Source organism: Micromonospora sp. CNZ280 (genome assembly GCF_011759515.1).
In genome coordinates this window covers 2,090,693-2,115,836 of record NZ_JAAOYP010000001.1, presented here as the reverse complement: position 1 = coordinate 2,115,836, position 25,144 = coordinate 2,090,693, and the positions used below count along the sequence as shown (strand labels likewise).

Annotated in this window: 28 protein-coding genes, 1 tRNA gene, 1 pseudogene and 1 riboswitch; of the genes and pseudogenes, 10 read left to right on the top strand and 20 right to left on the bottom strand. The window is 72.1% G+C overall.

Translation table 11 applies throughout. The annotated features are described in order from the left end of the window. The first annotated feature begins 6 nt into the window (after nt 1–6). Nucleotides 7–684 carry a PAQR family membrane homeostasis protein TrhA gene (trhA, locus tag FHX32_RS10070; RefSeq protein ID WP_167180475.1) on the top strand — a complete coding sequence of 226 codons (678 nt, stop codon included), beginning with the start codon at nt 7–9 and terminating at the stop codon, nt 682–684. A 57-nt stretch (nt 685–741) separates the two neighbouring features. Here the strand turns inward: trhA and FHX32_RS10065 are convergent, their stop codons facing one another. Continuing rightward, nucleotides 742–1,029, bottom strand: a complete 288-nt coding sequence (locus tag FHX32_RS10065) for a DUF6458 family protein (protein WP_167180473.1) — start codon at nt 1,027–1,029, stop codon at nt 742–744. A 115-nt stretch (nt 1,030–1,144) separates the two neighbouring features. Here FHX32_RS10065 and FHX32_RS10060 point away from each other — a divergent pair, with 115 nt between their 5' ends. Further along, complete coding sequence (locus FHX32_RS10060) at nt 1,145–1,681, top strand: histidine phosphatase family protein (RefSeq protein ID WP_167180471.1); 537 nt, start codon at nt 1,145–1,147, stop codon at nt 1,679–1,681. A 115-nt stretch (nt 1,682–1,796) separates the two neighbouring features. Here the strand turns inward: FHX32_RS10060 and FHX32_RS10055 are convergent, their stop codons facing one another. The 4 genes from FHX32_RS10055 to FHX32_RS10040 form a co-directional block, all read right to left on the bottom strand. Beyond that, the gene (locus FHX32_RS10055; protein ID WP_043961115.1) at nt 1,797–2,066 is read right to left on the bottom strand and encodes a DUF6458 family protein; all 270 of its coding nucleotides are present in this window, start codon (nt 2,064–2,066) and stop codon (nt 1,797–1,799) included. 421 nt (nt 2,067–2,487) lie between these two features. Further along, nucleotides 2,488–4,344 (bottom strand): acyl-CoA dehydrogenase, encoded by a 1,857-nt coding sequence (locus FHX32_RS10050; protein ID WP_167180469.1) that lies wholly within the window; start codon nt 4,342–4,344, stop codon nt 2,488–2,490. Nucleotides 4,345–4,505: 161 nt separating this feature from the next. Next, entirely contained in the window at nt 4,506–5,633 is a 1,128-nt protein-coding gene (locus FHX32_RS10045) for a PP2C family protein-serine/threonine phosphatase (RefSeq protein WP_167180467.1), read from the bottom strand. Nucleotides 5,634–5,733: 100 nt separating this feature from the next. After that, a complete protein-coding gene (locus FHX32_RS10040) occupies nt 5,734–6,351 on the bottom strand; it encodes a septal ring lytic transglycosylase RlpA family protein (RefSeq protein ID WP_167180465.1) in 618 nt (205 codons plus the stop codon). 198 nt (nt 6,352–6,549) lie between these two features. On the opposite strand from FHX32_RS10040, the gene FHX32_RS10035 reads away from it, so the two are divergent. Next, on the top strand, nt 6,550–7,101 hold the full coding sequence (locus FHX32_RS10035) for a type I phosphoribosyltransferase (RefSeq protein WP_167180463.1): 552 nt from the start codon (nt 6,550–6,552) through the stop codon (nt 7,099–7,101). A 71-nt stretch (nt 7,102–7,172) separates the two neighbouring features. Here the strand turns inward: FHX32_RS10035 and FHX32_RS10030 are convergent, their stop codons facing one another. Continuing rightward, nucleotides 7,173–7,703 (bottom strand): alpha/beta hydrolase, encoded by a 531-nt coding sequence (locus tag FHX32_RS10030; protein ID WP_167180461.1) that lies wholly within the window; start codon nt 7,701–7,703, stop codon nt 7,173–7,175. Nucleotides 7,704–7,806: 103 nt separating this feature from the next. On the opposite strand from FHX32_RS10030, the gene FHX32_RS10025 reads away from it, so the two are divergent. Next, a complete protein-coding gene (locus FHX32_RS10025; protein WP_167180459.1) occupies nt 7,807–8,238 on the top strand; it encodes an ASCH domain-containing protein in 432 nt (143 codons plus the stop codon). A 27-nt stretch (nt 8,239–8,265) separates the two neighbouring features. Here FHX32_RS10025 and FHX32_RS10020 read toward each other — a convergent pair whose 3' ends face one another. Further along, nucleotides 8,266–9,153 carry an LLM class flavin-dependent oxidoreductase gene (locus tag FHX32_RS10020; protein ID WP_208418557.1) on the bottom strand — a complete coding sequence of 296 codons (888 nt, stop codon included), beginning with the start codon at nt 9,151–9,153 and terminating at the stop codon, nt 8,266–8,268. A gap of 157 nt (nt 9,154–9,310) precedes the next feature. Here FHX32_RS10020 and FHX32_RS10015 point away from each other — a divergent pair, with 157 nt between their 5' ends. Both FHX32_RS10015 and FHX32_RS10010 read left to right on the top strand, forming a co-directional pair. Beyond that, the gene (locus tag FHX32_RS10015) at nt 9,311–10,414 is read left to right on the top strand and encodes a hypothetical protein (RefSeq protein ID WP_167180455.1); all 1,104 of its coding nucleotides are present in this window, start codon (nt 9,311–9,313) and stop codon (nt 10,412–10,414) included. 54 nt (nt 10,415–10,468) lie between these two features. After that, a complete protein-coding gene (locus tag FHX32_RS10010; protein ID WP_167180454.1) occupies nt 10,469–11,257 on the top strand; it encodes an AAC(3) family N-acetyltransferase in 789 nt (262 codons plus the stop codon). A gap of 30 nt (nt 11,258–11,287) precedes the next feature. Here FHX32_RS10010 and FHX32_RS10005 read toward each other — a convergent pair whose 3' ends face one another. Both FHX32_RS10005 and FHX32_RS10000 read right to left on the bottom strand, forming a co-directional pair. Further along, nucleotides 11,288–12,532: a sigma-70 family RNA polymerase sigma factor gene (locus FHX32_RS10005; RefSeq protein WP_167180453.1), complete on the bottom strand. Its 1,245-nt coding sequence runs from the start codon at nt 12,530–12,532 to the stop codon at nt 11,288–11,290. Then, nucleotides 12,525–12,872 carry a YciI family protein gene (locus FHX32_RS10000; protein WP_167180452.1) on the bottom strand — a complete coding sequence of 116 codons (348 nt, stop codon included), beginning with the start codon at nt 12,870–12,872 and terminating at the stop codon, nt 12,525–12,527. The genes FHX32_RS10005 and FHX32_RS10000 overlap by 8 nt, the downstream gene beginning before the upstream one ends. Before the next feature lie 134 nt (nt 12,873–13,006). Then, nucleotides 13,007–13,089: riboswitch (ZMP/ZTP riboswitch) on the top strand. Between the two features lie 35 nt (nt 13,090–13,124). Here FHX32_RS10000 and FHX32_RS09995 point away from each other — a divergent pair. Then, nucleotides 13,125–13,997, top strand: coding sequence for a bifunctional 5,10-methylenetetrahydrofolate dehydrogenase/5,10-methenyltetrahydrofolate cyclohydrolase (locus FHX32_RS09995; RefSeq protein ID WP_486480988.1), 873 nt, complete (start codon nt 13,125–13,127; stop codon nt 13,995–13,997). Between the two features lie 163 nt (nt 13,998–14,160). Here FHX32_RS09995 and FHX32_RS09990 read toward each other — a convergent pair whose 3' ends face one another. The 4 genes and pseudogenes from FHX32_RS09990 to FHX32_RS09975 form a co-directional block, all read right to left on the bottom strand. Next, nucleotides 14,161–14,604 (bottom strand): SRPBCC family protein, encoded by a 444-nt coding sequence (locus tag FHX32_RS09990; protein WP_167180450.1) that lies wholly within the window; start codon nt 14,602–14,604, stop codon nt 14,161–14,163. A 1-nt stretch (nt 14,605) separates the two neighbouring features. After that, complete coding sequence (locus FHX32_RS09985; RefSeq protein WP_167180449.1) at nt 14,606–14,956, bottom strand: metalloregulator ArsR/SmtB family transcription factor; 351 nt, start codon at nt 14,954–14,956, stop codon at nt 14,606–14,608. Continuing rightward, nucleotides 14,953–15,411, bottom strand: a complete 459-nt coding sequence (locus tag FHX32_RS09980; RefSeq protein WP_167180448.1) for an SRPBCC family protein — start codon at nt 15,409–15,411, stop codon at nt 14,953–14,955. The genes FHX32_RS09985 and FHX32_RS09980 overlap by 4 nt, the downstream gene beginning before the upstream one ends. Nucleotides 15,412–15,575: 164 nt before the next feature. Next, nucleotides 15,576–16,636 (bottom strand): annotated as a pseudogene (locus tag FHX32_RS09975) (aldo/keto reductase). Nucleotides 16,637–16,746: 110 nt separating this feature from the next. Here FHX32_RS09975 and FHX32_RS09970 point away from each other — a divergent pair. After that, entirely contained in the window at nt 16,747–17,400 is a 654-nt protein-coding gene (locus tag FHX32_RS09970; protein WP_167180446.1) for a TetR/AcrR family transcriptional regulator, read from the top strand. A gap of 38 nt (nt 17,401–17,438) precedes the next feature. Here FHX32_RS09970 and FHX32_RS09965 read toward each other — a convergent pair whose 3' ends face one another. The 5 genes from FHX32_RS09965 to FHX32_RS09945 form a co-directional block, all read right to left on the bottom strand. Beyond that, a complete protein-coding gene (locus FHX32_RS09965) occupies nt 17,439–17,948 on the bottom strand; it encodes a pyridoxamine 5'-phosphate oxidase family protein (RefSeq protein WP_167180444.1) in 510 nt (169 codons plus the stop codon). Nucleotides 17,949–18,031: 83 nt separating this feature from the next. After that, nucleotides 18,032–18,745 (bottom strand): HAD family hydrolase, encoded by a 714-nt coding sequence (locus FHX32_RS09960; protein ID WP_167180443.1) that lies wholly within the window; start codon nt 18,743–18,745, stop codon nt 18,032–18,034. Between the two features lie 526 nt (nt 18,746–19,271). Then, the gene (locus FHX32_RS09955) at nt 19,272–20,288 is read right to left on the bottom strand and encodes a CU044_5270 family protein (protein ID WP_167180442.1); all 1,017 of its coding nucleotides are present in this window, start codon (nt 20,286–20,288) and stop codon (nt 19,272–19,274) included. Further along, on the bottom strand, nt 20,288–20,842 hold the full coding sequence (locus FHX32_RS09950; protein WP_167180441.1) for a sigma-70 family RNA polymerase sigma factor: 555 nt from the start codon (nt 20,840–20,842) through the stop codon (nt 20,288–20,290). Before FHX32_RS09950 ends, FHX32_RS09955 begins: the two co-directional genes overlap by 1 nt. A gap of 535 nt (nt 20,843–21,377) precedes the next feature. Beyond that, a tRNA-Gly gene (locus FHX32_RS09945) sits at nt 21,378–21,451 on the bottom strand. Between the two features lie 335 nt (nt 21,452–21,786). Here FHX32_RS09945 and FHX32_RS09940 point away from each other — a divergent pair. Beyond that, nucleotides 21,787–22,773 carry a zinc metalloprotease gene (locus tag FHX32_RS09940; RefSeq protein WP_167180440.1) on the top strand — a complete coding sequence of 329 codons (987 nt, stop codon included), beginning with the start codon at nt 21,787–21,789 and terminating at the stop codon, nt 22,771–22,773. 63 nt (nt 22,774–22,836) lie between these two features. Here FHX32_RS09940 and FHX32_RS09935 read toward each other — a convergent pair whose 3' ends face one another. Continuing rightward, a complete protein-coding gene (locus FHX32_RS09935; RefSeq protein ID WP_167180439.1) occupies nt 22,837–23,382 on the bottom strand; it encodes a pyridoxamine 5'-phosphate oxidase family protein in 546 nt (181 codons plus the stop codon). Between the two features lie 79 nt (nt 23,383–23,461). Here FHX32_RS09935 and dcd point away from each other — a divergent pair, with 79 nt between their 5' ends. After that, the gene (dcd, locus tag FHX32_RS09930) at nt 23,462–24,040 is read left to right on the top strand and encodes a dCTP deaminase (protein WP_088996777.1); all 579 of its coding nucleotides are present in this window, start codon (nt 23,462–23,464) and stop codon (nt 24,038–24,040) included. 57 nt (nt 24,041–24,097) lie between these two features. Here dcd and FHX32_RS09925 read toward each other — a convergent pair whose 3' ends face one another. Continuing rightward, entirely contained in the window at nt 24,098–25,138 is a 1,041-nt protein-coding gene (locus FHX32_RS09925; RefSeq protein WP_167180438.1) for a C40 family peptidase, read from the bottom strand. Between the last annotated feature and the right edge of the window lie 6 nt (nt 25,139–25,144).

Genomic DNA, 25,144 nt, shown 5'->3' with positions numbered 1-25,144 from the left:
ATCTGCGTGACCACCTCCGCTCCGCTTCGGCTCAAGCCGGTCGACATCGGTAAACCCCGGATGCGCGGCTGGCTGCACACGTACGCGTTCTTCGTCGCACTCGTCTGCGGGATCGTGCTCTGCTCGATCGCCGCGACCCGGCCCGGCTGGGCTCCGCTGGTCAGCTGCGTCGTCTACAGCCTGACGGTCTGCGGGCTCTTCGGCACCAGCGCCCTCTACCACCGTCGGGTGTGGTCGGAGCGCGGCTACCAGATCATGCGCCGGCTGGACCATTCGATGATCTTCGTGTTCATCGCCGGCACCTACACGCCGTTCTGCGTCCTGCTGCTGGACTTCCGGCCGGCGGTGGTCATGCTGTCGCTGGTCTGGGGCGGCGCACTGGCCGGGGTGGCGCTCAAGCTGGTCTGGCCGCACGCGCCCCGCTGGGTCTCCGCGCCGCTCTACCTGGCCCTCGGCTGGGTGTCGGTGGCGATGCTGCCGGACATCCTGCGCCAGGGCGGGGTGGCCGCGCTGGTGCTGTTGATCGTCGGCGGTGCCATCTACAGCGTCGGCGCCATCTTCTACGCGCTCCGCCGGCCCAATCCGTGGCCCACCGTCTTCGGCCACCACGAGTTCTTCCATGCCTGCACGCTGGTCGCCGCGATCTGCCACCACATCGCCATCTACTTCGCGCTCTTCTCCTGACGGACGCGCGCCGGGGGCTCCGCGACGTCGCGGAGCCCCCGGCGGAAGCGGTCGGCGTCAGACGGTACGGCCCGGCCGGCGCACCTCCCGGTACTCCTGCACCACCCGGTCGTCCTGCACCGGCACGACGCGCTCGGCGACCACCCGGTCGTCCGGGGCGGGGGCGGCGACCACGGTGCGCCGCCGGGAGTTCCAGAAGTAGAGCGTGACGAGCAGGCCGGCGACCCCGGCGAGCATCAGCACCCAACCGACGACGCTCAGGTCGAGCCAGCCCAGATCCGCCTGCACGGCGAACGCGAAAATCGCACCCAGCGCGATCAGGAAGATACTGCCACCAATGCCCATCTCGGCGCCTCCTCGGCTGTCAGCTGGCGTTTCCCTCCGCCGCGGCCATCGGTGAGGTTGCGGCATCCATCGACTTACCCCGGCGCTGTGATCGCCAATCGGGCAAGCTGGGGACATGACGGACGCGTACGCCGAGGAACGGACGCTGGTGTTGCTCCGGCACGCCAAGGCCGAGCCCCCGGACGACGGGCCGGACGTGGATCGGGGCCTGTCCGTACGCGGGGAGGCCGACGCCGCCGCCGCCGGCGCCTGGCTGGCCCGGCACTGCCTGCTGCCCGACGTGGTGATCTGCTCGGCCTCCCGGCGCACCCGGCAGACCTGGCACCGGGTGGCGTTGGGCATGACCGGTACGCCGCCGGAGGGCGGCCCGGCCGGCCCCGCGCCGACGGTGCGGTACGAGGCCGACGCCTACGAGGCGCAGCCGGAGGACCTGCTGGCGCTGGTCCGGCGGGTCGACCCGGCCGCCCGGACGGTGCTGCTGGTCGCCCACAACCCGGGCATCTCGCTCTTCTCCGCGCTGCTCGACCCGGAGCGGGCGGACCAGGACGGCCTGCGCACCAGCGACATGGTGGTGCACCGCACCGGGGTGACCTGGGCGGAACTCGGCCGGGGGCGGGCCGTGATCACCGACCGGCACACCGCCCGCGGCTGACCGCGCCGGCACCCGCGGGTGGGCGTCGACGAGCCACCCGCCCGGTGCTCGGCGGGTGGCTCGGTGCCGCTGGTGGCGCGGCGCTCAGCAGGCGGTCCGCAGGCCGTCGGCCGGCTCAGGAGGGCGGCGCGGTCGGCGGCGGCGGATCCGGTGGGGGCGGCATCATCGCGGTCGGGTGCGACAGCCGGTTCTCCTCCACGATCAGCGTCCGCGCCCGCTTGCGCCGGTCCTGCCAGAACCAGAGCGTGGTGAGCAGTACGGCCAGCCCGGCCAGGATGAAGACCCAGCCGACCGCGCGCAGGTCGACCCACCAGACGTTGGCCCGGATGGCGAAGGTCAGGATGGCGCCGATGGCGATGAGAAAGATCCCGCTACCAATGCCCATGTGCGCTGCACTCCCCCGTGCGGTGGCTCTGGGCGTGCTCTGACGTTCGTCGCGCGAGGGTTACCCGCCACACCGACGGGCTACCCGGCCGGCACCGGCAAATCCCGCGACTTCCCACCTGAGCGCGGTCGCACCCGGTATGGGCGACCCCGGGGCGATCCGGACGGCAGGGACCGGGCCCGGCACCTGTGCTCTGCCTCCCCACCGACGCGCAGGTACCGGGCGGTAGGTAATGCATGGGTTGAGGGCAGAGCACAGGCGGTTTCGGGGGCGCCTGGTGCGTAGCCGACCGCGACCGGGACGGCACCCGGCCCGGAGACACGCCGACGGCCGGCGGGCTGCTGCCCGCCGGCCGTCGGTGCCGGGCCGGTGCCGGGTCGCCCCGGCTGCGCCGCCGCGCCGGGGCGCGGTACGGCGTGCCTCAGAAGGCCTCCTCCGGGAGGTCCATGACGTCCAGGTCGGTGCCCTCGATGATCCGCCGGTCGGCACCGATGCGGGGCAGCACCTCGCGGGCGAAGAACCGGGCGGCGGCCACCTTGCCGGTGTAGAACGCCTTGTCGGCGGCGGACACCTCGCCGTTCAGGGCGGCCAATGCCACGTCGGCCTGCCGCTGGAGCAGCCAGCCGACCACCAGGTCGCCGATCGCCAGCAGGAACCGGCGGCTGCTCAGACCGACCTTGTAGAGGGCCCGGGTGTCACCGCCCTGCGCCTCGCCCAGCCAGCCGGTCATCACGCCGAGGATGTTCTGCACCTCGGCGAGCGCCTTGCCGAGCGCCTGCCGCTCCTCCTTGAGCTGGCCGTTGCCGCCCTCGGTGGTGATGAACTCCTGGATCTCGGCGGCCACCGCCATCAGGGCCTTGCCGTTGTCCCGGACGATCTTCCGGAAGATCAGGTCGAGGCTCTGGATCGCCGTGGTGCCCTCGTACAGGGTGTCGATCTTGGCGTCCCGGACGTACTGCTCCAGCGGGTAGTCCTGCAGGAAGCCGGAACCGCCGAAGGTCTGCAGCGCCTCGTGGCCGAGCAGCTCGTACGCCCGCTCCGAGCCGACGCCCTTGACCAGCGGCAGCAGCAGGTCGTTGACCCGCTTGGCCAGCTTGGTCGCCTTCTCGTCGCCGGCCGCCTCGGCGATGGCGACCTTGTCCTGCCAGGACGCGGTGTAGAGGACCAGCGCGCGCAGACCCTCGGCGTACGACTTCTGCAGCAGCAGCGAGCGACGCACGTCCGGGTGGTGGGTGATGGTCACCCGCGGCGCGGTCTTGTCGGCCTGCTGGACCAGGTCGGCGCCCTGCACGCGGTTCTTCGCGTACTCCAGGGCGTTCAGGTAGCCGGTGGAGAGGGTGGCGATCGCCTTGGTGCCGACCATCATCCGGGCGTACTCGATGATCATGAACATCTGCCGGATGCCGTCGTGCTTGTCGCCCAGCAGCCAGCCCTTGGCCGGCACGCCGTGCTCACCGAAGGTCATCTCGCAGGTGTTCGAGACCTTGATGCCCATCTTGTGCTCGACGTTGGTGGCGAAGACGCCGTTGCGCTCGCCCAGCTCGCCGGTCTCCTCGTCGAAGTGGTACTTCGGCACGACGAACAGGGACAGGCCCTTGGTGCCCGGGCCGCCGACGCCCGCCACGCCGACCGGCCGGGCCAGCACGTAGTGGACGATGTTGTCGCTCAGGTCGTGCTCGCCCGAGGTGATGAAGCGCTTGACGCCCTCGATGTGCCACGAGCCGTCCGGCTGCGGGATGGCGCGGGTGCGGCCGGCACCCACGTCCGAGCCGGCGTCCGGCTCGGTGAGCACCATGGTGGAGCCCCACTGCTTGTCGATGAAGAGCTTCGCCCACTTCTTCTGCCGCTCGGTGCCCTCGACGTGCAGCACGTGCGCGAAGGACGGGCCGGAGGCGTACATCCAGACCGGGGCGTTCGAGCCGAGGACCAGCTCGGCGAGCGCCCACCAGAGGGCCCGCGGGGCGTTGGTGCCGTCCAGCTCCGGCGGCAGGTCGAGGCGCCAGAACTCGGATTCCATGAAGGCCCGGTACGACTTCTTGAACGACTCCGGCAGCGGCGCGGTGTGCGTGGCCGGGTCGAAGACCGGCGGGTTGCGGTCGCTGTCCGAGTAGCTGGCGGCCAGGTCCTCGCGGGCGAGGCGGTCGACCTCGGCGAGGATGCTGCGCGCGGTGTCGACGTCGAGATCCGAGTACGGCTCCTGGCCGAACGCCCGGTCCGCCCCGAAGACCTCGAAGAGGTTGAACTCGAGGTCCCGAAGGTTGCTCTTGTAGTGGGTCATGCTCGCTGGCCCCGCTTCCGGACAGGTGTTACCGATCAGTAACCCAGACTGTATTACTCGCGGGTAGGTACCGACAACCCGGTTCCGGAAGTGACAGCGATTACACACTTTCGGTTCAGCTGTCGGCCAGGCGCGGTACGCCGCGCCGGCGGCGGCCGCGCTCAGCTCTCGGCGGCGCCGACCTCCCAGCTGGGGACGGGCGTGTCCGAGCCGCCCCGGGATCCGGTGTACTCCATCAGCACCAGCGCGATGTCGTCGTCGAGCCGGCCGTGCACCCACTCCACCAGCGCCGTCTCCAGCGACGCCAGCCCGTCGGCGACGGTGCCGTGGCCGAGCAGCCGCCAGGCCCGGTCGGCGGTGGGGAAGAACTCGCCCTCCCGCCGGGCCTCGCCGAGCCCGTCGGTGAAGAGCAGCAGGCGGTCGCCCGGCTCCAGCCGCTCCACCCGGGGCCGGACCACCGGCATGAAGCCCAGCGGTGGGGCGGGCGCCGGCGGTTCCAGCGGGATCACCGCACCCCGGCGCAGCAGCAGCGGCGACGGGTGGCCGCAGTTGACGATGGTGAGCGTCCCGCCCCGCTCCTCGACCAGCGCCGCGGTGACGAAGTCCTCGTCGCCGACGCTGCGGGCCACCGCCCGATCCAGGTCGGCCACGACGGCGCGCAGGTCGGCCCGCTCGTACGCGACGTGCCGGTAGGAACCCAGCACGATGCTGGCCAGCCGGACCGCCTCCAGCCCCTTGCCCCGTACGTCGCCGATGATCATACGGACCCCGTACGGAGTGTCGATCGCCTCGTACAGGTCGCCGCCGATCTCGGCGGTGGCCGTGGACGAGATGTACCGACCGGCGACCGAGAGCGTGCCGACCTGCGGGCCGAGCGGGCGCAGCACCGCCTGCTGGGCCACCGCCGCCAGCTTGGACAGCTCGGCGATCTGCTCGGCCTGCCGCTGCCGCACCGCCGCGACGGCGGCCGCGATGCCGGTGCCCAGCGCGATGCCCACCACCGCGACCGTGGTGGCCAGCGAGGCGGCCTGCTCGGCCAGGGCGAAGCCGGCCCCGAGCACCGTCGCGGCGGCGCCCGCGCCGAGCACCACCCGCCAGGACGCCAGCGCCGCGGCCAGGAACGGGGCGGCCACCATGAGCGCGATGTAGTTCGCCGCCCGGCCGTCCGCCAACTCCACTGCGGAGACGATCGCGAGCAGGACGAGGGCCGCGCCGAGGCCGGCGCGGGATCCGGGGCTCAGCGGGCCGCGGCCCGACTGGAAGGGATGCGTGCGTACGAGGGACAGCATGCCTGATGGACGTGAACGGTTGAATGAACCTGGCCCGTCGACCGAGGAGGTTCTGGCCGCGCGGACCCCGTCGGCGGGCCGATCGCCGTCCGGCACGGGCTCAGCCGAGCACCTCGTAGCGCACGTCCACGTGCCCGAGGTCCAGCGACGCGATCTCGGCGAAGGCGGCCCGGGACAGGTCGATGCAGCGGCCCTCGATGAACGGGCCCCGGTCGTTGATCCGTACGGTCACCGACTTGCCGTTGTCCGGGTTGGTCACCCGGACCCGGGTGTTGAACGGCAGCGTCTTGTGCGCGGCGGTCAGCGCGTCCGGGTTGAAGTTCTCGCCGTTGGCGGTCAACTGGCCGTCGGAGTAGAAGGAGGCACCGCACGAGCCGCTCTCCACCACCGTGGTGGTGGCGGTCTTCTTCACCGTCGCGGTCGGCTTCGGGCTGGTGGTGCGGGGCTTGCCCCGGGACGGCGCCTGCGGCGACCGGGTGGCCGCGGGGCTCGCGGTCACGCTCGGCGACGGGCTCGCGCTCGGCGAGGCGGGTGCGGCGCTGGTGGGCGTGGCCGGCGACAGGTCGACGGCGACCGGCCGCGCCGGCTCCGAGCCGGCGGTGAGCTGCACGGCCCCCACGGTGCCGCCGACGGCGAGCGCGACGCCGAGCGCCGCGGCGGCCGCGATCCCGGCCGGCGAGGAGAACCTGCGGGTACGGACGTGGTGCCTACCAGCCACCGGAACCGGTCCTTTCGCGATCTGAACAAACCGGCTCGGACCGTAACGAGAGAAGCACTTCCGAAGTCAACGTGATCATGATGGTATGCCCGAAATTGCGGTGATACGTGTAGCCGATCATCCGACCCGAGGTGGGCCGCGCGGCCCGGTGACCGCCCGCCCCGACCGGGCCCGCGCCGATCCCGCAGGATGGGTGACATGCCCGCTGAGCTGAGCGAACGTCTGGCCGAGTTGTTCCGCTGGTTCGATCCCGGCCCCGGCGCCAGCCACCTGGTCAGCGACGTCTCCGGCTGGTGGCGGGATCCGGACGTGCTGGCCCGGCTGGGTCCGGCCCTGGTGGAGCCGTTCCGGGCGGCCCGGCCCACCGTGGTCGTCTCCCCGGCGGTCACCGGCTTCCTGCTCGGACCGCTCGCCGCCACCGCGCTCGGGGTGGGTTTCGTGCCGGCACACAAGCCGGGCGACGGCCGCCTGCCGGCCGGACCGCTGACCTGGGCGCAGAGCCCGCCGGACTTCCGCGGCCGGCGGGTGGACCTGGCCGTGCGGGACCACGCCCTCGACCGGACCGACCGGGTGCTGGTGGTGGACGACTGGGTGGCCACCGCGGCGCAGGTGCGCGCGATCTACGAGATCTGCGCCGCTCGGGGGGCCGAACCGGTCGGCACCGCCGCCGTGGTCCTCGACTGCGCCCCGGAGGTCGCCAGCGAGCTACGGATCCGGGGCCTGGTGACGGCCGACGCCCTGCACCCCTGACCGGCCCGGCGGGGCCGCGTCGCTGCCCGCAGCCGCGGCGAGTGGGCGCGGCACCGGGGCGGCCGGCCGGCTCAGCGGACGAACTCCTCCACCGCGGTGCAGACCCGGCCGAGCGCCTCGGCCGAGCGGGCCAGCGGACCCGGCACCATCAACGCGTGGTCGGCCTGGTCGAGTTCCACCACGTGCGGGGTGAGCCGGCGGGCGACCGCGCCGTCCCAGGACGGGTCGGCGGTGCCCCCGACCAGCAGGAACGGTGCGGTGGCGCGATCCAGCGCGTCGACCACCGGCGGCATGTGCAGCAGCGGGGTGAGCCAGACGGCGGGCAGCCCCCGGTCGGCGGCGAGCGGCGCGGCCAGCGTACCGAGGGACTTGCCGACCAGCAGTTCCATCCGCCCGGTGAGGGTCGGGGCGACCTGCCCGGTCACCCAGTCGGCGGCCGCGTCCGCCCCGTCCCGGTCCGACCCGAGCCGCTCGGGCACCTGCCAGGAGATGGCGTGCAGGGCGAAGCCGGCGCGGCGCAGCGCCTCGCCGAGGTAGAGGAAGAGCGGGAACCGGGTGTCGTAGCCTCGGCCGGGGATGAGCACCGCGCGCCGGTCCGCCATGGCCGCCTCCTGATCGTCGATCCGCCCACCGTATCGCCGGACGGTCGGTCCATGGGCCGCAAATGTCGCGACCCCCGACCGTCCCGGGCGTAGCCTCGGCAGGATGTGGCCTCGGATCGGTGGACTGCGCACGCTCGCCCTCGGCACTCCCGGCGAGCTGCGGACGCGGCTGAACACGCTGGTGCTGGCCGGGGTGAAGACCGCGACCGCCGGCCTGCTCACCGAGTACGCCGAGGAGGGCGAGGAACTGGAGCACGTCGGCGAGCGGCTGGTTCTCGTCGACGACACGGACGCGCTGGCCGGCGTCGTCGAGGTGACCGGCGCCGAGGTGGTCCCGTTCGCCGAGGTGTCCTGGGACTTCGCCCGCTCGGAGGGGGAGGGCGACCGGTCGATCGAGGAGTGGCGGGCCGGGCACGCGGCCTACTGGGCCCGGGTCGGCACCCCGGTGACCGACGACACCGACATCGTCTGCATCCGCTTCCGGCTGGTCTCCGGCGGCGAGGGCGGCCTGGCCACCGGAGACCTCGGCCCGTAGCCGCCGGTGACCGGCGGGCCGGAGCGGTCAGCCGCGGCGCAGCTCGGGCAGCAGCCGGGTGGCCACGTCCACCAGCACCTCCTCGTCGCCGGCGTACCAACTGCCGGCCCGGGGCCAGTGGGTCACCACGTCGGTGAAGCCGAGCGCGGCGGCACGCTCGACCTGGTCGGCGAAGAACTGGGCGGTGCGCAGTGAGAAGACCGGCGCCGAGTCGAGCGAGAGGTAGCGGTCCAGGGTGGCCGGGTCGCGCCCGGCGGCGGCCAGCGTCTCGTCCAGCCGGGCGCACAGCTCGCCGACCCCGTCCCACCAGCTGTCCAGGTCGTCGCCGCCGGGGCCGGTGGTGACCCAGCCCTGGCCGAACCGGGCCACCAGCTTCATCGAGCGGGGCCCGTTCGCCGCCACCACGAACGGCACCCGGGGCTGCTGGACGCAGCCGGGGTTGTTCCGGGCGTCCACCGCGGCGAACCAGTCGCCCCGCCAGGTCGTCCCGTCCTCGCGCAGCACCAGGTCCAGCAGCTCGGTGAACTCGCCGAACCGGTCAACCCGCTGCCGCGGCGGCAGCGTCTCGCCGCCGAGCACGGCGGCGTCGAAGCCGATGCCTCCCGCGCCGAGGCCGAGCAGCAGCCGGCCGCCGGAGATGTCGTCGAGCGCGGTCACCTGCCGGGCGAACGCGGCCGGATGCCGGAAGTTCGGCGAGGCGACCAGCGTGCCGAGGCGGATCCGGGAGGTCACCGTCGCGGCGGCGGTCAGCGTGGGCACCGAGTCGAACCACGGCCCGTCGACCAGGTCCCGCCAGCCCAGGTGGTCGTACGTCCAGGCGTGGTCGAAGCCCCACTCGTCCGCCTGCCGCCAGCGGCGCTGCGACTCGGACCAACGCTGGTCGGGAAGGATCACGATGCCAATCCGCATGATCAGCAGCCTAACCACGGGCACCGACAACCCGGCCGGGTCGCGCTCTTGACCTTGACGATGTATCGATGATCTAAATATGGGTCACACCGCCGCCGAGACCCGGCTGCGCCCGCTCCGCCCGCGCACCGCCTGACCCGCACCACATCTCGAAGGGACGGCCATGCCGCCGACCGGCGATCCGCTCGCCCGCCGCTACCGGCGGCTGCTCTGCTGCCATCCGCGCGCCTACCGCCGCGCCCGCGGCGAGGAGATGGTCGGCATGCTGCTGGACGCCGCGCCGCCCGGCCGCACCCGGCCGACCGTGCGGGAGGCGGTCGACCTGCTCCGGCACGGGCTGCGCTGCCGGCTCGGCCGCCCGGCCAGCCGTACCGTGGGCGTCTGGGCGATGCTCGCGGCCGTCATCTGCGGGCTGTTCACCGCGGCCGCCGCCACCCGGGTCGCCTGGGAGACCTCCCACCCGCAGCCCGACCGCGCCGAGGCCGCCGCGCTCTTCGCCGAGGTGTTCCCCGGTCACCGGCTCGGCGACGTCGACCCCGCGGCGGCCCTGTTCACCTTCTACAGCCAGCCGCTGCGGCTACGTAACCTCGACCAGGTGCTCTTCCCGGACGGGGGCGAGTACCAGCAGGGCGAGACGGTGTTCACCGCGGCCGGCGCACCGCCCGTGCCCACCGAGCAGACGCTCGCCGACACGCGGCGGCGGCTCGGCGAAGCCGGCTGGCAGCTGTACGAGCCGACGGTCAGCGGGGATTCCGGCTGCACCGACAAATGGTGCGCCTCGGTCGTGCGGTTCACCGAGACCACCGTCCTGGCCCGGCGCGGCGACACCGTACTGCGGGTGACGATCACCTCGCCGCCGCAGGGCGTGAGCAGCTATCTGGTGGTCACCATGAACCGGGCCGCCCCACCGGCGGTGCTGCCCGCCGGCCTGGTCGGTGGCCTGCTCGGCGCCGGTCTCGGCTGGCTGCTCTTCGGGTGGGCGAGCCGGCGTACCGAGGCCGCGCACCCGGCCCGCGGCGCGGTCACCGTCCTGTTCGCGGTGAGCATGTTCCTGTGGTGGTCACCCGTCCTGCTGGCCGTCCCGCACCTGCTCGGCCATCACCTCGACGAGCCGCACCCGACCTGGCACCCGCTGTGGGAGTGGCTCGGGCAGCCCGCGCTCGCGCTGTTCTTCGTGGCCGGCGCGATCTGCGCGCTGCTCGGGCTGGCGCTGGCCGCCCTGCCGCGCCGCGCCGCCGACCCGCTGCCCACCGCCGCGGCGAGCTGACCGCCGGCGGAAACCCGGTGGGCGGCGGCACTCCCGCCTCGTACGCTGCGCCGCGTGGACCAGTCGATGCCGCACACCGTGGACAGCCTCGCGTCGGACCTGCGCGCCCTCGGCTTCGCCGCCGGTGACGTGGTGCTGGTGCACTCGTCGTACCGGAGTCTCGGGTTCGTCGCCGGTGGCACCCAGGCGGTCGTGCAGGCGCTGCTGGCCGCGACCGGCCCCGACGGCACCCTGGTCGTGCCGACCCACACGCCGGACAACACCGACCCGGCCGGCTGGCGGCACCCGCCCGTACCGGCGGCGTGGTGGCCGGTGATCCGGGAGCGGACGCCCGGCTTCGACCCGGCCCGCACGCCCAGCCGGTACATGGGGGTCCTGGCCGAGACGGTCCGCACCTGGCCGGGGGCGCTGCGCAGCGACCACCCGCAGGTCTCCTTCGCCGCCCTCGGCCGGCACGCGGCGGAGGTGGTGTCCGGGCACCCGCTCGACGACGCGCTGGGCGAGCGCTCGCCGCTCGGCGCGGTGTACCGGTTGGCCGGCAAGGTGCTGCTGCTCGGCTGCGGGTACGACTCGAACACCTCACTGCACCTCGCCGAATACCGCCAGGCCGCGCCGCCGCGCGCGGCGACCGGGTCGTCCCTGCGGCAGCCGGACGGGACCAGCCGGTGGACCACCTGGGTCGACGTCGTGACCGACGAGAGCGACTTCGACCGCCTGGGCGCCGACTTCGACGCCACCGGGCAGGTGACGACCGGCCGGGTCGGCGGGGCGACCGCCCGGCTGATGCCGCAGCCCGCCCTGGTCGATCACGCCACCGCCTGGATGGCCGCGCACCGGCACTGACGGTGCGCACCTGATCCGGTCGCCGGCGGGTCAGGCCGACAGGTCGGCGGCGCGGTCCAGCAGGGCGCGCCGCTCGGGCTCCGCCCGGCACATCGCGGCGGCCCGCCGGAACAGCGCCGCCGCCCGCTCGCGGTCCCCCCGGCGGGCGGTCAGCTCGGCCTCGGCCGCCACGGCCGGCGGATAGCCGTCCAGCGCCCCGCCGGCGCGCGCCTCGGCCAGCAGCGTCAACCCGGCCGTCGGCCCGTGCGTGAAACCGTGCGCCACCGCCCGGTTCAGCCCGATCACCGGTGACGGCTGGATCCGGGCGAGTTCGTCGTACGCCCGGGCGATGGCCGGCCAGTCGGTGGCCGCGGCGGAGGCGGCGGTGGCGTGGCACGCGGCGATCCGGGCCTGGAGGGCGTACGGGCCGGCCGGGCGCACCCGGGCCAGGATGTCGACGGCCTCGGCGATCGCCGCGTGGTCCCAGCGGGCCCGGTCCTGCCGGTCGAGGGTGAGCAGGTTGCCGTCGGCGTCGCGCCGGGCGTCCCGGCGGGAATGCTGCAACAGGAAGAGCGCGAGCAGCGCGGCGACCTCGGGCTGGTCCGGCATGAGCCGGACGAGCAGGCGGGCCAGCCGGATCGCCTCGTCGGCGAACGCGGGCTCACCGTCGGCGTCGTAGCCCCGGGTGAAGAGCAGGTAGAGCACCGCGAGGACGCCGGGCAGCCGCTCGGCGAGCATCAGGCCGGTCGGCACCCGGTAGGGGATGCCGGCGGTGGCGATCCGGGTCTTCGCCCGGGTCAGCCGCCGGGTCATCGTCGACTCGCTGACCAGCAGGGCGCGCGCGATGTCGGCGGTCGGTACGCCGCAGACCACGCGCAGCGTCAGCGCCACCCGGGCGTCCAGCGACAGCGCCGGATGGCAGCAGGTGAAGACGAGCCGCAGCCGGTCGTCCACGATCTCGTCCCCGGTCGCGGGCTCCGGGCCGACCGCCCTGGATTCCGGGCCGGCCAGCGTGAGCAGCGCCAACTCGTGCAGCTTGCGGCGTTCGACGGAGGCCCGGCGCAGCACGTCCAGCGCGCGGTTGCGGGCCACCGTCATCAGCCAGCCGCCCGGGTTGGCCGGCACGCCGTCGCCGGGCCAGCGTTCGAGGGCGAGCGCCAGCGCCTCTTGGGCGCAGTCCTCGGCCAGCGTCCAGTCCCCGGTCACCCGGATCAGCGCGGCGACGATCCGGGCGTACGAATCGGCGCAGGCGGCCGCGACGGCCTCCGCCGTCGCGGCCGCCGGTGTGTCAGTCACCCGGCTGGTCGGCCAGGTCGGCGAAGGGTCGCAACTCGATCCGACCCGCCCGGGCCATCGGGTGGCTACGGGCCACCTCGATCGCCTCGTCCAGGTCGGCGCACTCCAGCAGGTCGAAGCCCACGATGACCTCCTTGGTCTCGGCGAACGGACCGTCGGACACCAGCAGTTCGCCGTTACGCACCCGGACGGTGGTGGCCGCCGACGTCTCGGCCAGCACGTCGCCGGTCAGCCGGCGGCCACGGGCGTCGTTCTCGGCCACCCACGCCTCTATGTCGGGCCAGTTCTCCTGGTCGGTGTCCGGCTCGGTGTCGCTGCAGACGAACATCATGTACTTCATCTCGCACTCCCTGGTCAGCGGTCTCAACCAGGGTGACGAACGAGTGGACCGGTTCCGGACCACCCGGGCCAAGAATTTTCCGCCGACGGCGCCCGGGGGTCGCCTGGCGCCGCCGTTGCCGGATGGGGCAAGCTGGGTGGGAACGCGACTGGCGGCACGGGGATGGCACCAACCATCGGGGAGCTCGCCGTGGGAGTCGACCGCCTGGGCACCCACGTTGGGGGAGCCATGCCCATCGCCGACGATACCGTCGTGACCCCGCACACCGCCCGGCTGCTGTCCGGCAAGCCGCTCGCCGACAAGGTCTTCGCCGAGGTGGCCGACCGGGTGTCCCGGCTGCGCCGGGCGGGCGTCGTGCCCGCGCTCGCCACCGTGCTGGCCGGTGACGACGACGCCAGCGCCGGCTACATCCGGATCAAGCAGCGCCAGGCGGCGGAGCTGGACTTCGAGTCGCCGCACACGCACCTGCCGGCGGACGCCACGCAGGAGGACCTGCACCGGGTGATCGCCGGCTACAACGCCGACCCGGGGGTGCACGGGCTGCTCGTGCAGTATCCGGTCCCGGCCCACCTCGACTACGACCGGGCGTTGCAGAGCGTCGACCCGGACAAGGACGTCGACGGGATGCACCCGCTCAACATCGGGCGGCTGGCGCTCGGGCTGCCCGGGCCGCTGCCCTGCACGCCGGCCGGCATCGAGGCGCTGCTGGCCCACTACGAGATCCCGGTCGCCGGGCGCGAGGTGGTCATCCTCGGCCGGGGCGCGACGCTGGGCCGGCCACTGTCGATCATGCTGGCGCAGAAGCGGCCCACCGCCAACGCGGCGGTCACCGTCGTGCACACGGGCGTGCCGGACTGGGACCGCTACACCCGGCGCGCCGACATCCTGGTCGCCGCCGCCGGCGTACCCGGGATCATTCAGCCGGAGCACGTCAAGCCGGGCGCGGTGGTGATCGGGGCCGGCGTCCGCTACGAGGGCCGCCGGCTGCTGCCGGACGTCGACGAGTCGTGCGCCGAGGTGGCCAGCGCGATCACGCCCCGGGTCGGCGGGGTCGGCCCGACCACGGTGGCGATGCTCTTCCGCAACGCCGTCGACGCCGCCGAGCGGCTGAGCGGACGCGCCTGAGCCGCGGAGTCCCCGGCCGGCCGGGCGGACCGCCGGCCGGGGCTCTCGTGCTTGACGCACGCCGATACCTGGGTGTGGACAGTCGTACGGGAGATCGGCCTCGACTGACGCTGACCGCCACCGTGCTGGATTCGCCCGACGCCCGGGAACCGGCCGGCGGGAATCAGTGCCAGTCGCTGATCCGGACGTCGTCCGGCGCCGGCCGGCCGCGCCCGGTCTCCACGAGTTCCTTGAGACTGAGCAGGAACGTCGCCCATTTGGTGCTGCAGTGGTGCATGAATTCGACCGGCTCGCGCCAGCCCTCGTGTCTGAACTGGACGATGGTGTACTCGCCGCGCCGGTCGAGCCGCCAGTCGATCTCGGTGTCGACCCATTCCGCGGGGCCGTCGGTGACCCGCCACCGTACGTGGCCGGCGGGATCGAGCTCCAGTACCTCCATGTCGAAGCCGCCGAGGTCGCCGAACCGGAACGCCAGCTGCCCGCCGACCTCGCTCTTGCCCGTGGTGTCCGTCGTCCACCAACCGGCGATGCCCTCCGGAGTTGCCACCGCCCGGTAGACGTCGTCGAGCGGTGCGACGACGCCGACCCGGTGCAGGATGTCGATCATTTCAGTCTCCTTGGTTGTTGTCGCGACTGCGTTCGACCGCCTCGGCGATCCGCTTGATCCGGCGGAGTCGGGCGTCCCAGGTGGCGCCGACCGCCGACAACTGGGCGACAGCTCGGGCGAGCTGCGCCTCGTCGACCTGGTATCGACGCTCCCGACCGGCCGGCGTGCCGTGCACCAGGCCGACCCGGTCCAGGACGGCCAGGTGCTTCGAGACGGCCTGGCGGGTGACGGGCAGTCGCTCGCTCAGTGACGTGGCCGTGCCCGGCCCTCCGGCGAGCAGAAGGTCGATCATCGTACGTCGGATGGGATCGCCGACCGCCGACCACAGGTCGTCGTCGATCGCCGTGCTCATGCGGTGGCGACCAGCCGCGACACGTACGCGCCGAGCGCCGGGACGTAGTGGTCCCAACCGCTCTCGTGGTCGCGGTACTGCTCCTCGAGGCGGGCGATCTCCCAGCCCATCTCGCGGAACCCGGTCTCCGTCATCCGAACCCGGGTGCCGCTGCCGGTGGGGACCAGGTCGAAGGTGACGAACAGCGAGTTCCCGGCCCGGTCCGGCTCTGAGTAGCACCACCGGAAGGAGAATCGCTTCGGCGGGTCAACCTCGACGACGGCGAGGGCGACGGTCGTCGTCTCGCCGCTGTCCGCGTTGCGCCACACCAGCTCGCCGGGCGCGCCCGCCACCGGCTCGAACCGCGCGTCGTCGGGCCACCACTCCCGCATGTGCTCGGGCCGACTGATCACCTCGAAGACCACTTCGGGTGACGCGTCGACCTGGATGTCGCGCTCGATGGATCCGTACTCCATGTCCGCCAACCTTTCGCAACCTTTGGTTGCGTCAAACCTACACAGCCCACCTCGCGATGCGCAACCTTCGGTTGCATATGCCGTGTCGGGAGTCCGGCAGCCGGCGCCAGGGCGACACCCGGCGCAGCACGCCCGCCGAGCCGAGGGCTGTCGTCGTTTCTGGATCAACCCCGTCCGGGCTGGACCGCGGCCGGAACCACCGGCGGGTTGAGGAGGGCGAACCCCTCCTGTCGGTGGTAGGGGAAGGACGGGTAGGGCGGCGTCGTCGCGCTCGCCGCGTCGAGCCGTGCCACCTGCTCGTCGCTGAGCGACCAACCAATGGCGCCGAGATTCTGGCGAAGCTGGGCCTCGTTCCGGGCGCCGACGACGACGGACGACACGGTCGGGCGTCGCAGCAACCAGTTGAGGGCGATCTGCGGGATGGCCCTGCCGGTCTCCGCCGCGATCTCGTCGAGGACATCGACCACCCGGTAGAGCAGCTCGTCGGGGACCGGCGGGCCGTAGTCGGCGGTCTGGTGCAGGCGACTCTGCGCCGGCAGCGGCGCGCCCCGGCGTACCTTGCCGGTGAGCCGGCCCCAGCCGAGCGGGCTCCAGACCACGGCGCCAACCCCCTGGTCGAGCCCGAGGGGTAGCAGTTCCCATTCGTAGTCGCGCCCGACGAGGGAGTAGTAGACCTGGTGGGCGACGTGGCGGGGGTAGCCGTAGCGTTCGGCGACGGCGAGGGACTTCATCAACTGCCAGCCGGCGAAATTGGAGACGCCGACATACCGGATCTTCCCGGCCCGCACGAGGTCGTCGAGCGTCGAGAGCACCTCCTCGATCGGGTGCCGGCGTCGAAGGCGTGCAGCTGAAAGAGATCGATGTAGTCGGTGCCGAGGCGACGCAGTGCGTCCTCACACGCTCTGATCAGCCGCAGCCGCGAGGAACCGGTGTCGTTGGGTCCGTCGCCCATCGGGAGGCCGCTCTTCGTCGAGAGGATGAGGCCGTCCCGGCGCCCCTTGATCGCCGCGCCCAGCACCTCCTCGGAGGCTCCGTCGGAGTAGACGTCGGCGGTGTCGAACATCGTGACGCCGGCATCCAGGCAGATGTCCACGAGCCGCCGGGCCTCCGGCACGTCCGTGGTGCCCCAGGCTCCGAACAACGGCCCCCGACCGCCGAAGGTGCCGGCGCCGAAGCTCAACACGGGCACCTTGAGGCCGGACGCTCCCAAGCGTCGAAATTCCATGACCGGTCCTTCCCAGGATTCGCAGCAGCAGCGTCTAACGAAACTATGGTTCCGTTAGATGCTTGGCTACGATAGCAGCGACCCACCCTTAACGAAACTGGAGGCCCGTTATGGGTGCTGACGAGGCGCCGGCCGGGACACTGCGGCCCGGCGGACGGACCGCGCGGGTACGGCAAGCGGTGCTACGGGCCACCGGAGACGTACTCGCGGAGAAGGGCTTCAGTCACCTCGACCTGGCCGAGGTCGCCGAACGTGCCGGCGTCGGCAAGACGACCGTCTACCGCCGCTGGGGCTCGGCCGCCGGACTGGTGGCCGAGCTGCTGGTGGAGATGGCCGAGGAATCACTGCCCCGAACCGACACCGGGTCGCTCGTCGGCGACCTGCGGGCGAACGCCCGACTCGTGCAACGCACCCTGACCGACCCACGTCAGGGACCGCTCTTCAAGGCGGTGATCGCGGCCGCCGGCTGCGACGAGCGGACCGCGGAGGCCCTCCGCCGGTTCTATGACACGCGCCTACGGGAGTGGACGCCCTGCGTGCAGCGGGCCCTCGATCGCGGCGAGGTGCCCGCTGGCACCGACGCCCGCGAGGTGATCCGCGCCGTGTCCGCTCCGCTCTACCATCGCCTGCTGCTCAGCGGCGACCCACTCGACGAGACCGCCGCGGACCGCGCCGCCGAGGCCGCCGCAACCGCCGCGCGGGCCGGTGCGTACGTCATGCCAGCGGAGAGGCCCGCCAGTTCGGCAACGGACCACCTGCCCTGACCGGAGGTCGAGGGCTCTCCATCCGCTACGAGGCATCGTCAGCGACGCCAGAACTGGCGTGGTGCGAACCCCTCCCGTCGCAGCCAGTGCTCGGTGTAGACGATCCGCTCCGCTTCGATGACCACGAGTGTGTCCTCGGGCGGCTCGGACAGTGGTCGCCCGCGCTCCGCGTGCTCGTTCTCCCAGCGGAACGCCGTCCAGTAGTGCGCGCGGTCCGGATGCCGCGGTTCCAACACCCTGGCGGTCCCGAACAGTTGGGCGCCGCGGCTGCTGGCCAGCCCGACCAGCGGCGCGAAGATGCCGACCGAGACGCGCGGGTCGGCGGCGATGTTGCGCATCTTCGGCGAACGCGGCGCCGCGGTGAAGAGCACCGCGAAGCCGAGCGGGTAGTAGCGCACCGGGGTGGCCAGGGGGCCGTCCGGGCCCGTGGTCGCGAGCACACACATGTTCTGCGACGACAGCAGGTTGAGAATGCGTTCTTCCAGCCGCTCGCGGTCGAGCCGCTTGGTCGGCACCGGCCCGGACAGCCACGGATTCGTCAATGGCATGCGGCGTCCTCGACCATGGCGAGCACCCTACCCACAGCACCCCATCTGCCCGGCAGGCTGGTCACGTCCCGCATCGGCTCGGGTCATCGGTGGGTTGTGCCAGACGTGCGCCCGGGACGACCTCTTGAGGCGCCGGGCGGCTGCTGCAGCAGGGTGGGCAGGTCACGAAGAGTGGCGAACGCCGGCCCTACCCAGCTCGGGTCGGTGTCGTTGTGCTCCGTGGTCCGGAGCACGGTCATACCGACCGCTGCCGCACCGGCCAGTTCACCGTCCGCGCCGTCGCCGACGAAGACGCACGCTGCCGGCGCGACCCCCAGCAACTCGGCGGCCGTCCGGTAGATCGCCGGGTCCGGTTTGGCCAGCCCGACCTCGCAGGAGAAGACCGCGACGTCGAAGCGGCGGGCGAGTGGGCTCTGCGGCCACGCCTCGGCGGTCTCCGAGGTCGCGTTGCTGACGAGTGCCAGCGGGTGACCGTCGTCGCGCAGCGCGTCGAGCACGTCCAGGGTGGCGGTCGAGACCGAACCCAGCACCCGGCGCGCGAGGGATCGTCGATGGGCGGCGGCGCGCGTCACCTGCTCGTCGGTCGGGGTGCCGCCGAGCCGTCCGGCGAGGATGCGTACGGTCTCCGCCACGTCCCACCGGACGAGCCGGTCACGCCAGGTGGCGTGGTACGCGGCGACCAGCGCGGCCGGATCCACCCCGACCATGAGCGCCATCTCACCGACCACCCGGTCGCGCTCGTCGTCGGCACCGTGAACCAGGGTGTGGAAGAGGTCGAAGATCACGGGCCGGGACATGGGGAAAATCCTACTGAGATCATCGCCGGCAGTTCCGAGCCTGCGGGTCGCGGACGGCCACTGTCAGCTTGGGGATCAGACAAGATCGGCTGGCCTGCCGGGTCCGCTGAGCCGGGTGGTCGACGGGTGCCGTCGTGGTCATGATCGGGCGATGGAACCACTCACGTGCCACGGCTTGATCGCTCCCATGGCCGAGAGGACAGGCAGCGCTTCCCGGCACCGTTGTCCTGCGAGCCCCAGTTCGGAAAGCTTGCTCAAGGGGTCGTGATGCCCGAAGGTGGTGGGAGATCACCAACCGCCCGTTCGGAGCCGCCGAACCCAGCAACATCGAAGGCCCTGGCGGGACTGTCGTCCTGGCCAGGGCCATTCGCGTGGAGCGGGTAACGGGAATCGAACCCGCACTGTCAGCCTTGAATGCCCTCCGTCGACACCGGCTTATGGCCCGTGGATGGCCCAGCCTGCCCCACCCGTCAAGGTGAAACGCGAACCGGGGCCACCCCGTAGAGGCAGCCCCGGCACCGGCAACTCAGTTGAGTCGATCGGTCCAGGCAGTGCCGAGGATCACCTGGTACGCGCTGATCCTTACCGGCGAGAGGGTTAGCCGCTCGTAAGCGAGCAGTTCGCCCGTGTTCGGGTCGAAGATCAGCAGGGACTGCGTGTTGTGCTCGCGGTCGTCGAAGGTGATGGCTACACCCTTCCGGCCGACCCGATCGGTCACCTGGCCCCGCCACAGGAACCCAGGCACATCGGCGAGGACCCGCAAGATCTCAGCTCGCGTCTGACGCGGAACGACATACCGCCTGTACACCATGCTGACTTCCTTGCTGACCGCGCCGCCGCCCAGCCTGGCCTTGAGCAGGTCGGTCAGCTGTGCTCGATCTGACGGTAGCGGCGCGAGGTCCGACGGCGGTAGGGGAATGACGTCAGGCGCGGGGGTGGCGGAGGCGGCAGCCTTCGGCGTGAGGTTCCGCTGCCAGTAGTCTCGGGACTCCTGGTCCGGATACTGCGGCTCAAGCTGGGTCGTGATCTGCTGACCGGTCCCGTCGGCCGGCTGCCAGACCTTGATTTCGTCCGCGAAAGCGACGTGGTAGCGACCGTCGGCGGAGGTCATCACCGGGTCGCCCCACGTCTTCGTGTGGTGGTACATGTAGCGGCCGGTGCGGTTGTCGTACTCCGCGTCGACGAGCCTGCTCGCCAACGCGCGCAGCTGGCTTCCCGCGTCACGGGCGTCCGAGCCGTACGCCACCGGCACGAGCACCACCCCCGGATCCGCCCCGGGCGGACTGGCGATCTGCGAGGTGTCCGGGCTGGACAGGTCAATGGTTTGGGCGATTGCTACGGCACCAACCGCTACGGCCAGCGTCCCGGCAGTCAGAACCAGCCTGCGGGTTGGGCGTGCCTGACGGCGAGGGCCGACCGGCTCGGCGACAGCCTCCGCGCGGACGATCAGGTCGTGTGCCGACAGCCGGGGCGGTGCGATGGTGTGGTGCCGAGCCGGGTCAATCGGCTTGAGGAGGGCGCGCGTTCGCTGTTCTCCGAACATCACATGACCTTTCGAGGACTAGCCAGCACCGGCTGCTGCGCCGATGATCCAGATCGGTGGGACATCGCGTCGTTGAGGCGCCTACGGGCGCGGTGCAAGCGCACTGCGGCGGTGGTCCGGGTACAGCCGAGGACCTGAGCGGCCTCGGAAACCGTCAGCTCCTCCCAACCGACCAGCCGGAGGATTTCCTGATCAAGGTCGGCGAGGGTGGCCAGGGCGGCCTGGAGATCGGCGACGCCGACGGTCGCGTCGGCGCCGGACGAGCCCGGCTTCTGCAGAAGGCCAGCGTCGGTAATCGGTAGCACATCCGGCGCAGCTCTCCGAGATCGCCATTCGTTCGCGAGCAGGCGCCGAGCCACCCCGTACAGCCAGGGCAGGCTGCGATTCGGGACCTCGCGGCGGCGCCGCCAGGCGATGACGAACACCTCCTGAGCGAGTTCAGCCGCCGCGTCCAGATCGGCAAGCCGGCGCTGGCCGTACTTCAGGACGTGTCCGTAATCGACCGTGTAGACCCTGGTGAACCAATCTTCGTCGCGTTTTCCCGGTGGACCCACCCAAAACTCCCGCCTGGTTGACGAACTCCCACCCTGGCTTGTGTCACCTCCGGCCCAATGATTACCGCGAACCACGTATTGGAGCCGCACGCTGGTGACACAGACTGTGCGGGGTCCCGGTATTCATGCTCCGCGCGGCAGATCAACTGGGTCCGACAGTGGGTGTAACCGAGGGGGTCGCTGCGGTGTGTTCATACCGGAGATTGCAAGGGAGGTGGAGGTGCAGGAGGCAACGGCAGATGGGCGCGGCATAGCAGGCGGGATGGCCTACCGCAACCACCCACGGAGCGGTGACTCGCCGGCGGTGCTCGAAACACCCTGGAGCACGTGCGGCCCGATGTGGGCCGCCTTGGCCCCGGGCCGCGATGACCTACCAGCACAACGCCCGGGAGCGTGCCGGGCACATCGCTGACGCGCCCAGCTCGCAGATCAAACAGAGCAGGGATCGGGCACGTACCGGGCACGGCCAGCTTAAGAGCGGTAGCAACGAACGAGGCCCCAGCCAGGAAACCTGCCCTGTGCTGGGGCCTCACGTTGGAGCGGGTGACGGGAATCGAACCCGCACTGTCAGCTTGGGAAGCTGATGTTCTGCCATTGAACTACACCCGCAAGCGGCACCACTGTACCTGAGTCACCACGCCGGTGCATCCAGGTACCCCCTCCGCCGGGCCCGCTCCGGCCCGTACCGGCCCGGCCGGGAAGATCCACACAGCATCCGGGAAGTAGTGGCCTCCCACACCGCGCGAAGCCACTACCTCCGGGATGTCGCGCGGATCTTGCCAAGCACGACCCGCCGGCCGAGGGGCCAGCCACTGCCAGGAAAGAGTTTCAGTCCGGCAACATATGGGCGTTCTCAAATCTGTCGATCGGTTGTAACGTCTGGCCCACGTTCTCAGCCACGGCGTGACATACCCCCTGTCGCGCCGCCAGAAAGAGGTGGGCCCATGGGACTTCGTCCCGACCTGCTGACCCGGCGCGCCGCCGGTGTCGCGTCGACGACCCTCGCGCTGCTGCTCAGCACCGCCGCGGTGGGTGTCGTACCGGCCGCTTCGGCCTTCTCCGCCGCACCCGGTGAGGCGTGCGTCGAGCCGGCCGACGTCCACGCCGACGCCCGGATCAAGGCGGGCGGCGCGGCCAGGCACGAACCCAACGAGCTGACTCTCGCGGAGACCCGCGAGCGGGAGGCCGACCTGGCCGCCGCGCTGCGCGAGCGGGCGCGCTTCCGCGCCGGCGCCGGGGCGAGCACCCTCGCCGCCACCGTGACGATCCCGGTCGTGGTGCACGTGATCCAGGAGAACAGCACCCGGGCCGGCGGCAACATCCCGGACTCGATGATCACCTCGCAGATCAACGTGCTGAACCAGTCCTACAGCGGCGCGACCGGCGGCGCGGCCACCGCGTTCAGCTTCCAGCTACAGAAGATCAACCGGGTGACCAACCCGGCGTGGTACCCGATCGTGCAGGGCTCGTCGGCGGAGCGGTCGATGAAGTCCTCGCTGCGGGAGGGCGGCAAGAACACCCTCAACGTCTACCTCGGGGAGCTGAGCGACAACCTGCTCGGCTGGGCGACCTTCCCGCAGCGGAAGCTGAGCAGCATGGACGGCGTGGTCGTGCTGAGCGAGTCGCTGCCGGGCGGCACCGCCGCCAACTACAACCAGGGCGACACCGGCACGCACGAGGTCGGCCACTGGCTGAACCTCTACCACACCTTCCAGGGCGGCTGCTCGGGTCAGGGTGACGGCGTCAGCGACACCCCGGCCGAGGCCTCGCCGGCCTTCCAGTGCCCGACCGGGCGGGACACCTGCACCGCCCCGGGCGTGGACCCGATCACCAACTTCATGGACTACACCTACGACTCGTGCATGTACCAGTTCACCGCCGGCCAGGCCAGCCGCATGCTGACCGCGTGGAACGCGTACCGCGCGGCCTGATCTGACGTACGCCCATCGGTGCCGGCTCCGCACAACGGAGCCGGCACCGATGTCTGCGCGACCTCAGGCGGCCTCGCGACGGGCGTCGTGGTGGCGCAGCCGCGACGCGGGCTCGGCGGTCGGGGAGTCGGCGGCCGAGCCCGGATCGAGCCAGACCTGAACGGCGGGCCGGCCGTGGCCGTTGCCGGGGCCACCCGCGGCGCCCGCGTCGCGGCGGGTCAGCATCGCCACGTCGACGGTGAACTCGAACAGCCGCCAGTCGACGTGTGGGGCGGCCCGGTGGCTGCGGGCCAGCCGGGCGACCCGGACCGGATCGGTGACCGGGCGGGCGTGCCCGGCGACGTAGGCCTCGTCGTCGCTCTCCTCCGGCGGGAAGGAGTGCAGCGCGTAGCGCCCGTCGCGTTCCAGGTCGCGCCGTTTCGGCGAGTCGACCACGAAGCAGAACAGCCCCTCGTCGGTGATTACCGGGGAGACCGGGTGCACCCGGGGCCCGCCGTCGGCGCGGACCGTGGCCAGGTAGCCGAAGCCCGGCCCGTACTGCTGCATGAGAAGGCGGATCCCGTCGGCGAGTCGGGGCTCGTCAGCGGCGAATTCGGACCAGGAAGCCATGTGGACAGTCTATCGAACAGGTGTACGAAGACCTAGTCCGACACGCAGGCCACCCGGGCCGCTTCGCTATGGTGTTCCGATGCTGCTCTCCGACCGCGACCTGGTCTCCGAGATCAAGGCGGGCGCCCTGGCGCTGGAGCCGTTCGAGCCCACCCTGGTGCAGCCGTCCAGCATCGACGTACGCCTGGACAAGCTGTTCCGGGTCTTCAACAACCACCTCTACACGCACATCGACCCGGCGCAGCAGCAGGACGAGTTGACCTCGGTGGTCGAGGTGCCCGACGGCGAGCCGTTCGTGCTGCACCCGGGCGAGTTCGTGCTCGCCTCGACGCTCGAGGTGATCTCGCTCGGCGACCAGCTCGCCGGGCGGCTGGAGGGCAAGTCGAGCCTCGGTCGGCTCGGCCTGCTGACCCACTCCACCGCCGGCTTCATCGACCCCGGCTTCTCCGGCCACGTGACGCTGGAGCTCTCCAACGTGGCGAACCTGCCGATCACCCTCTGGCCGGGCATGAAGATCGGTCAGCTCTGCATCTTCCGGCTCTCGTCGCCGGCCGAGCATCCGTACGGCTCGGCCGTCTACGGCTCCCGCTACCAGGGGCAGCGCGGCCCGACGCCGAGCCGCTCCTGGCAGCAGTGGCGCACCTGGCCGACCCGCTGACGCGGGCAGGAGAAAGGCCCGCTCCGACGCCGGAGCGGGCCTTTCCGTGGTACCCGGTCAGCCCGGCCGGCCGTAGCTGTGGATCGGGCCGTCGTCGACCTTCTTCATCTTGACCGGCACCCCGGCGCGGGAGGCGTGCACCACCCAGCCGCCGCCGACGTACATGCCGACGTGGTGCAGATCGGAGTAGTAGAAGACCAGGTCACCCGGGCGCAGCTCGCCCCGGCTGACCGTCCTGGTGACCCCGCGCTGCTGCGCGGCGTTGTGCGGCAGCGAGACCCCGGCCTTGGCCCAGGCGGCCAGCATCAGCCCGGAGCAGTCGTACGAGTTCGGGCCCTCGGCGCCCCAGACGTACGGCTTGCCGATCTGGGCGCAGGCGAACTTGACCGCCACCCCGGCCGCGCCGCCCGGGTAGCTGGCCGGGCAGGGGGCGGGACGCAGCGGCCCGCCGCCGCCGTTGCCGTACACCTTGATCCGCAGCTTCTGCAGCCGGTCGATCTCGGCGTTGATCTGCTTCTTCTTGGCCGCCAGCTGCGCCTCGGCCTGGGCGAGCTGGGCGACCATCTCGTCCAGTGGCGCCTTCTTGGCGGCCAGTTGGTCGCGCAGGTCGGCGACCTGCCGCACGTCCTGCTGTTGGCGGTCGGCGAACCGGTCGAGCATCTCGAGCTGCCCGACCACCTCGCCCGGCGAGCGGCTGCCCAGCAGGGCGTTGATGGTGAGCACGTTCTCGCCCTTGTAGGCGCGGACGGCCAGCGCGCTGACCTTCTCCATCGCCGCGTCGACCTGGGCTTGGAGGGGTTTGATCTGGGCGGCCAGGGCGTCGGCCTGCTTCCGCTTGGCGGCCAGGTCCTGGCGGGTGGCGTTGTGCCGTTCGATGATCGGTTCGAGCTTGTTCCAGTCCTCGTCGATCTGGCGCTCGATCTCGGCGACGGTGGGTTCGGCGTGGGCCGCCGTGGCGCCGCCGGTCAGGATGACGGCGAAGCCGGCCAGGGCGGCGAGTGCGGTGGTGAAGCGGGACCAGCGTGAACGCGGCGCAGCCGTCGCCGGGCCGGCGTACGCCGACCGTGCCGACGGTGGCCGCGGGGCATGGTGTGCCACCGGGCT

Coding starts and splice junctions, on each gene's coding strand:
- FHX32_RS10065 (WP_167180473.1), bottom strand. CDS start 1,029: ATGGGCATTGGTGGCAGTATCTTCCTGATCGCGCTGGGTGCGATTTTC.
- FHX32_RS10060 (WP_167180471.1), top strand. CDS start 1,145: ATGACGGACGCGTACGCCGAGGAACGGACGCTGGTGTTGCTCCGGCAC.
- FHX32_RS10055 (WP_043961115.1), bottom strand. CDS start 2,066: ATGGGCATTGGTAGCGGGATCTTTCTCATCGCCATCGGCGCCATCCTG.
- FHX32_RS10050 (WP_167180469.1), bottom strand. CDS start 4,344: ATGACCCACTACAAGAGCAACCTTCGGGACCTCGAGTTCAACCTCTTC.
- FHX32_RS10045 (WP_167180467.1), bottom strand. CDS start 5,633: ATGCTGTCCCTCGTACGCACGCATCCCTTCCAGTCGGGCCGCGGCCCG.
- FHX32_RS10035 (WP_167180463.1), top strand. CDS start 6,550: ATGCCCGCTGAGCTGAGCGAACGTCTGGCCGAGTTGTTCCGCTGGTTC.
- FHX32_RS10030 (WP_167180461.1), bottom strand. CDS start 7,703: ATGGCGGACCGGCGCGCGGTGCTCATCCCCGGCCGAGGCTACGACACC.
- FHX32_RS10025 (WP_167180459.1), top strand. CDS start 7,807: ATGTGGCCTCGGATCGGTGGACTGCGCACGCTCGCCCTCGGCACTCCC.
- FHX32_RS10015 (WP_167180455.1), top strand. CDS start 9,311: ATGCCGCCGACCGGCGATCCGCTCGCCCGCCGCTACCGGCGGCTGCTC.
- FHX32_RS10000 (WP_167180452.1), bottom strand. CDS start 12,872: ATGAAGTACATGATGTTCGTCTGCAGCGACACCGAGCCGGACACCGAC.
- FHX32_RS09990 (WP_167180450.1), bottom strand. CDS start 14,604: ATGATCGACATCCTGCACCGGGTCGGCGTCGTCGCACCGCTCGACGAC.
- FHX32_RS09985 (WP_167180449.1), bottom strand. CDS start 14,956: ATGAGCACGGCGATCGACGACGACCTGTGGTCGGCGGTCGGCGATCCC.
- FHX32_RS09980 (WP_167180448.1), bottom strand. CDS start 15,411: ATGGAGTACGGATCCATCGAGCGCGACATCCAGGTCGACGCGTCACCC.
- FHX32_RS09970 (WP_167180446.1), top strand. CDS start 16,747: ATGGGTGCTGACGAGGCGCCGGCCGGGACACTGCGGCCCGGCGGACGG.
- FHX32_RS09965 (WP_167180444.1), bottom strand. CDS start 17,948: ATGCCATTGACGAATCCGTGGCTGTCCGGGCCGGTGCCGACCAAGCGG.
- FHX32_RS09960 (WP_167180443.1), bottom strand. CDS start 18,745: ATGTCCCGGCCCGTGATCTTCGACCTCTTCCACACCCTGGTTCACGGT.
- FHX32_RS09955 (WP_167180442.1), bottom strand. CDS start 20,288: ATGTTCGGAGAACAGCGAACGCGCGCCCTCCTCAAGCCGATTGACCCG.
- FHX32_RS09940 (WP_167180440.1), top strand. CDS start 21,787: ATGGGACTTCGTCCCGACCTGCTGACCCGGCGCGCCGCCGGTGTCGCG.
- FHX32_RS09935 (WP_167180439.1), bottom strand. CDS start 23,382: ATGGCTTCCTGGTCCGAATTCGCCGCTGACGAGCCCCGACTCGCCGAC.
- dcd (WP_088996777.1), top strand. CDS start 23,462: ATGCTGCTCTCCGACCGCGACCTGGTCTCCGAGATCAAGGCGGGCGCC.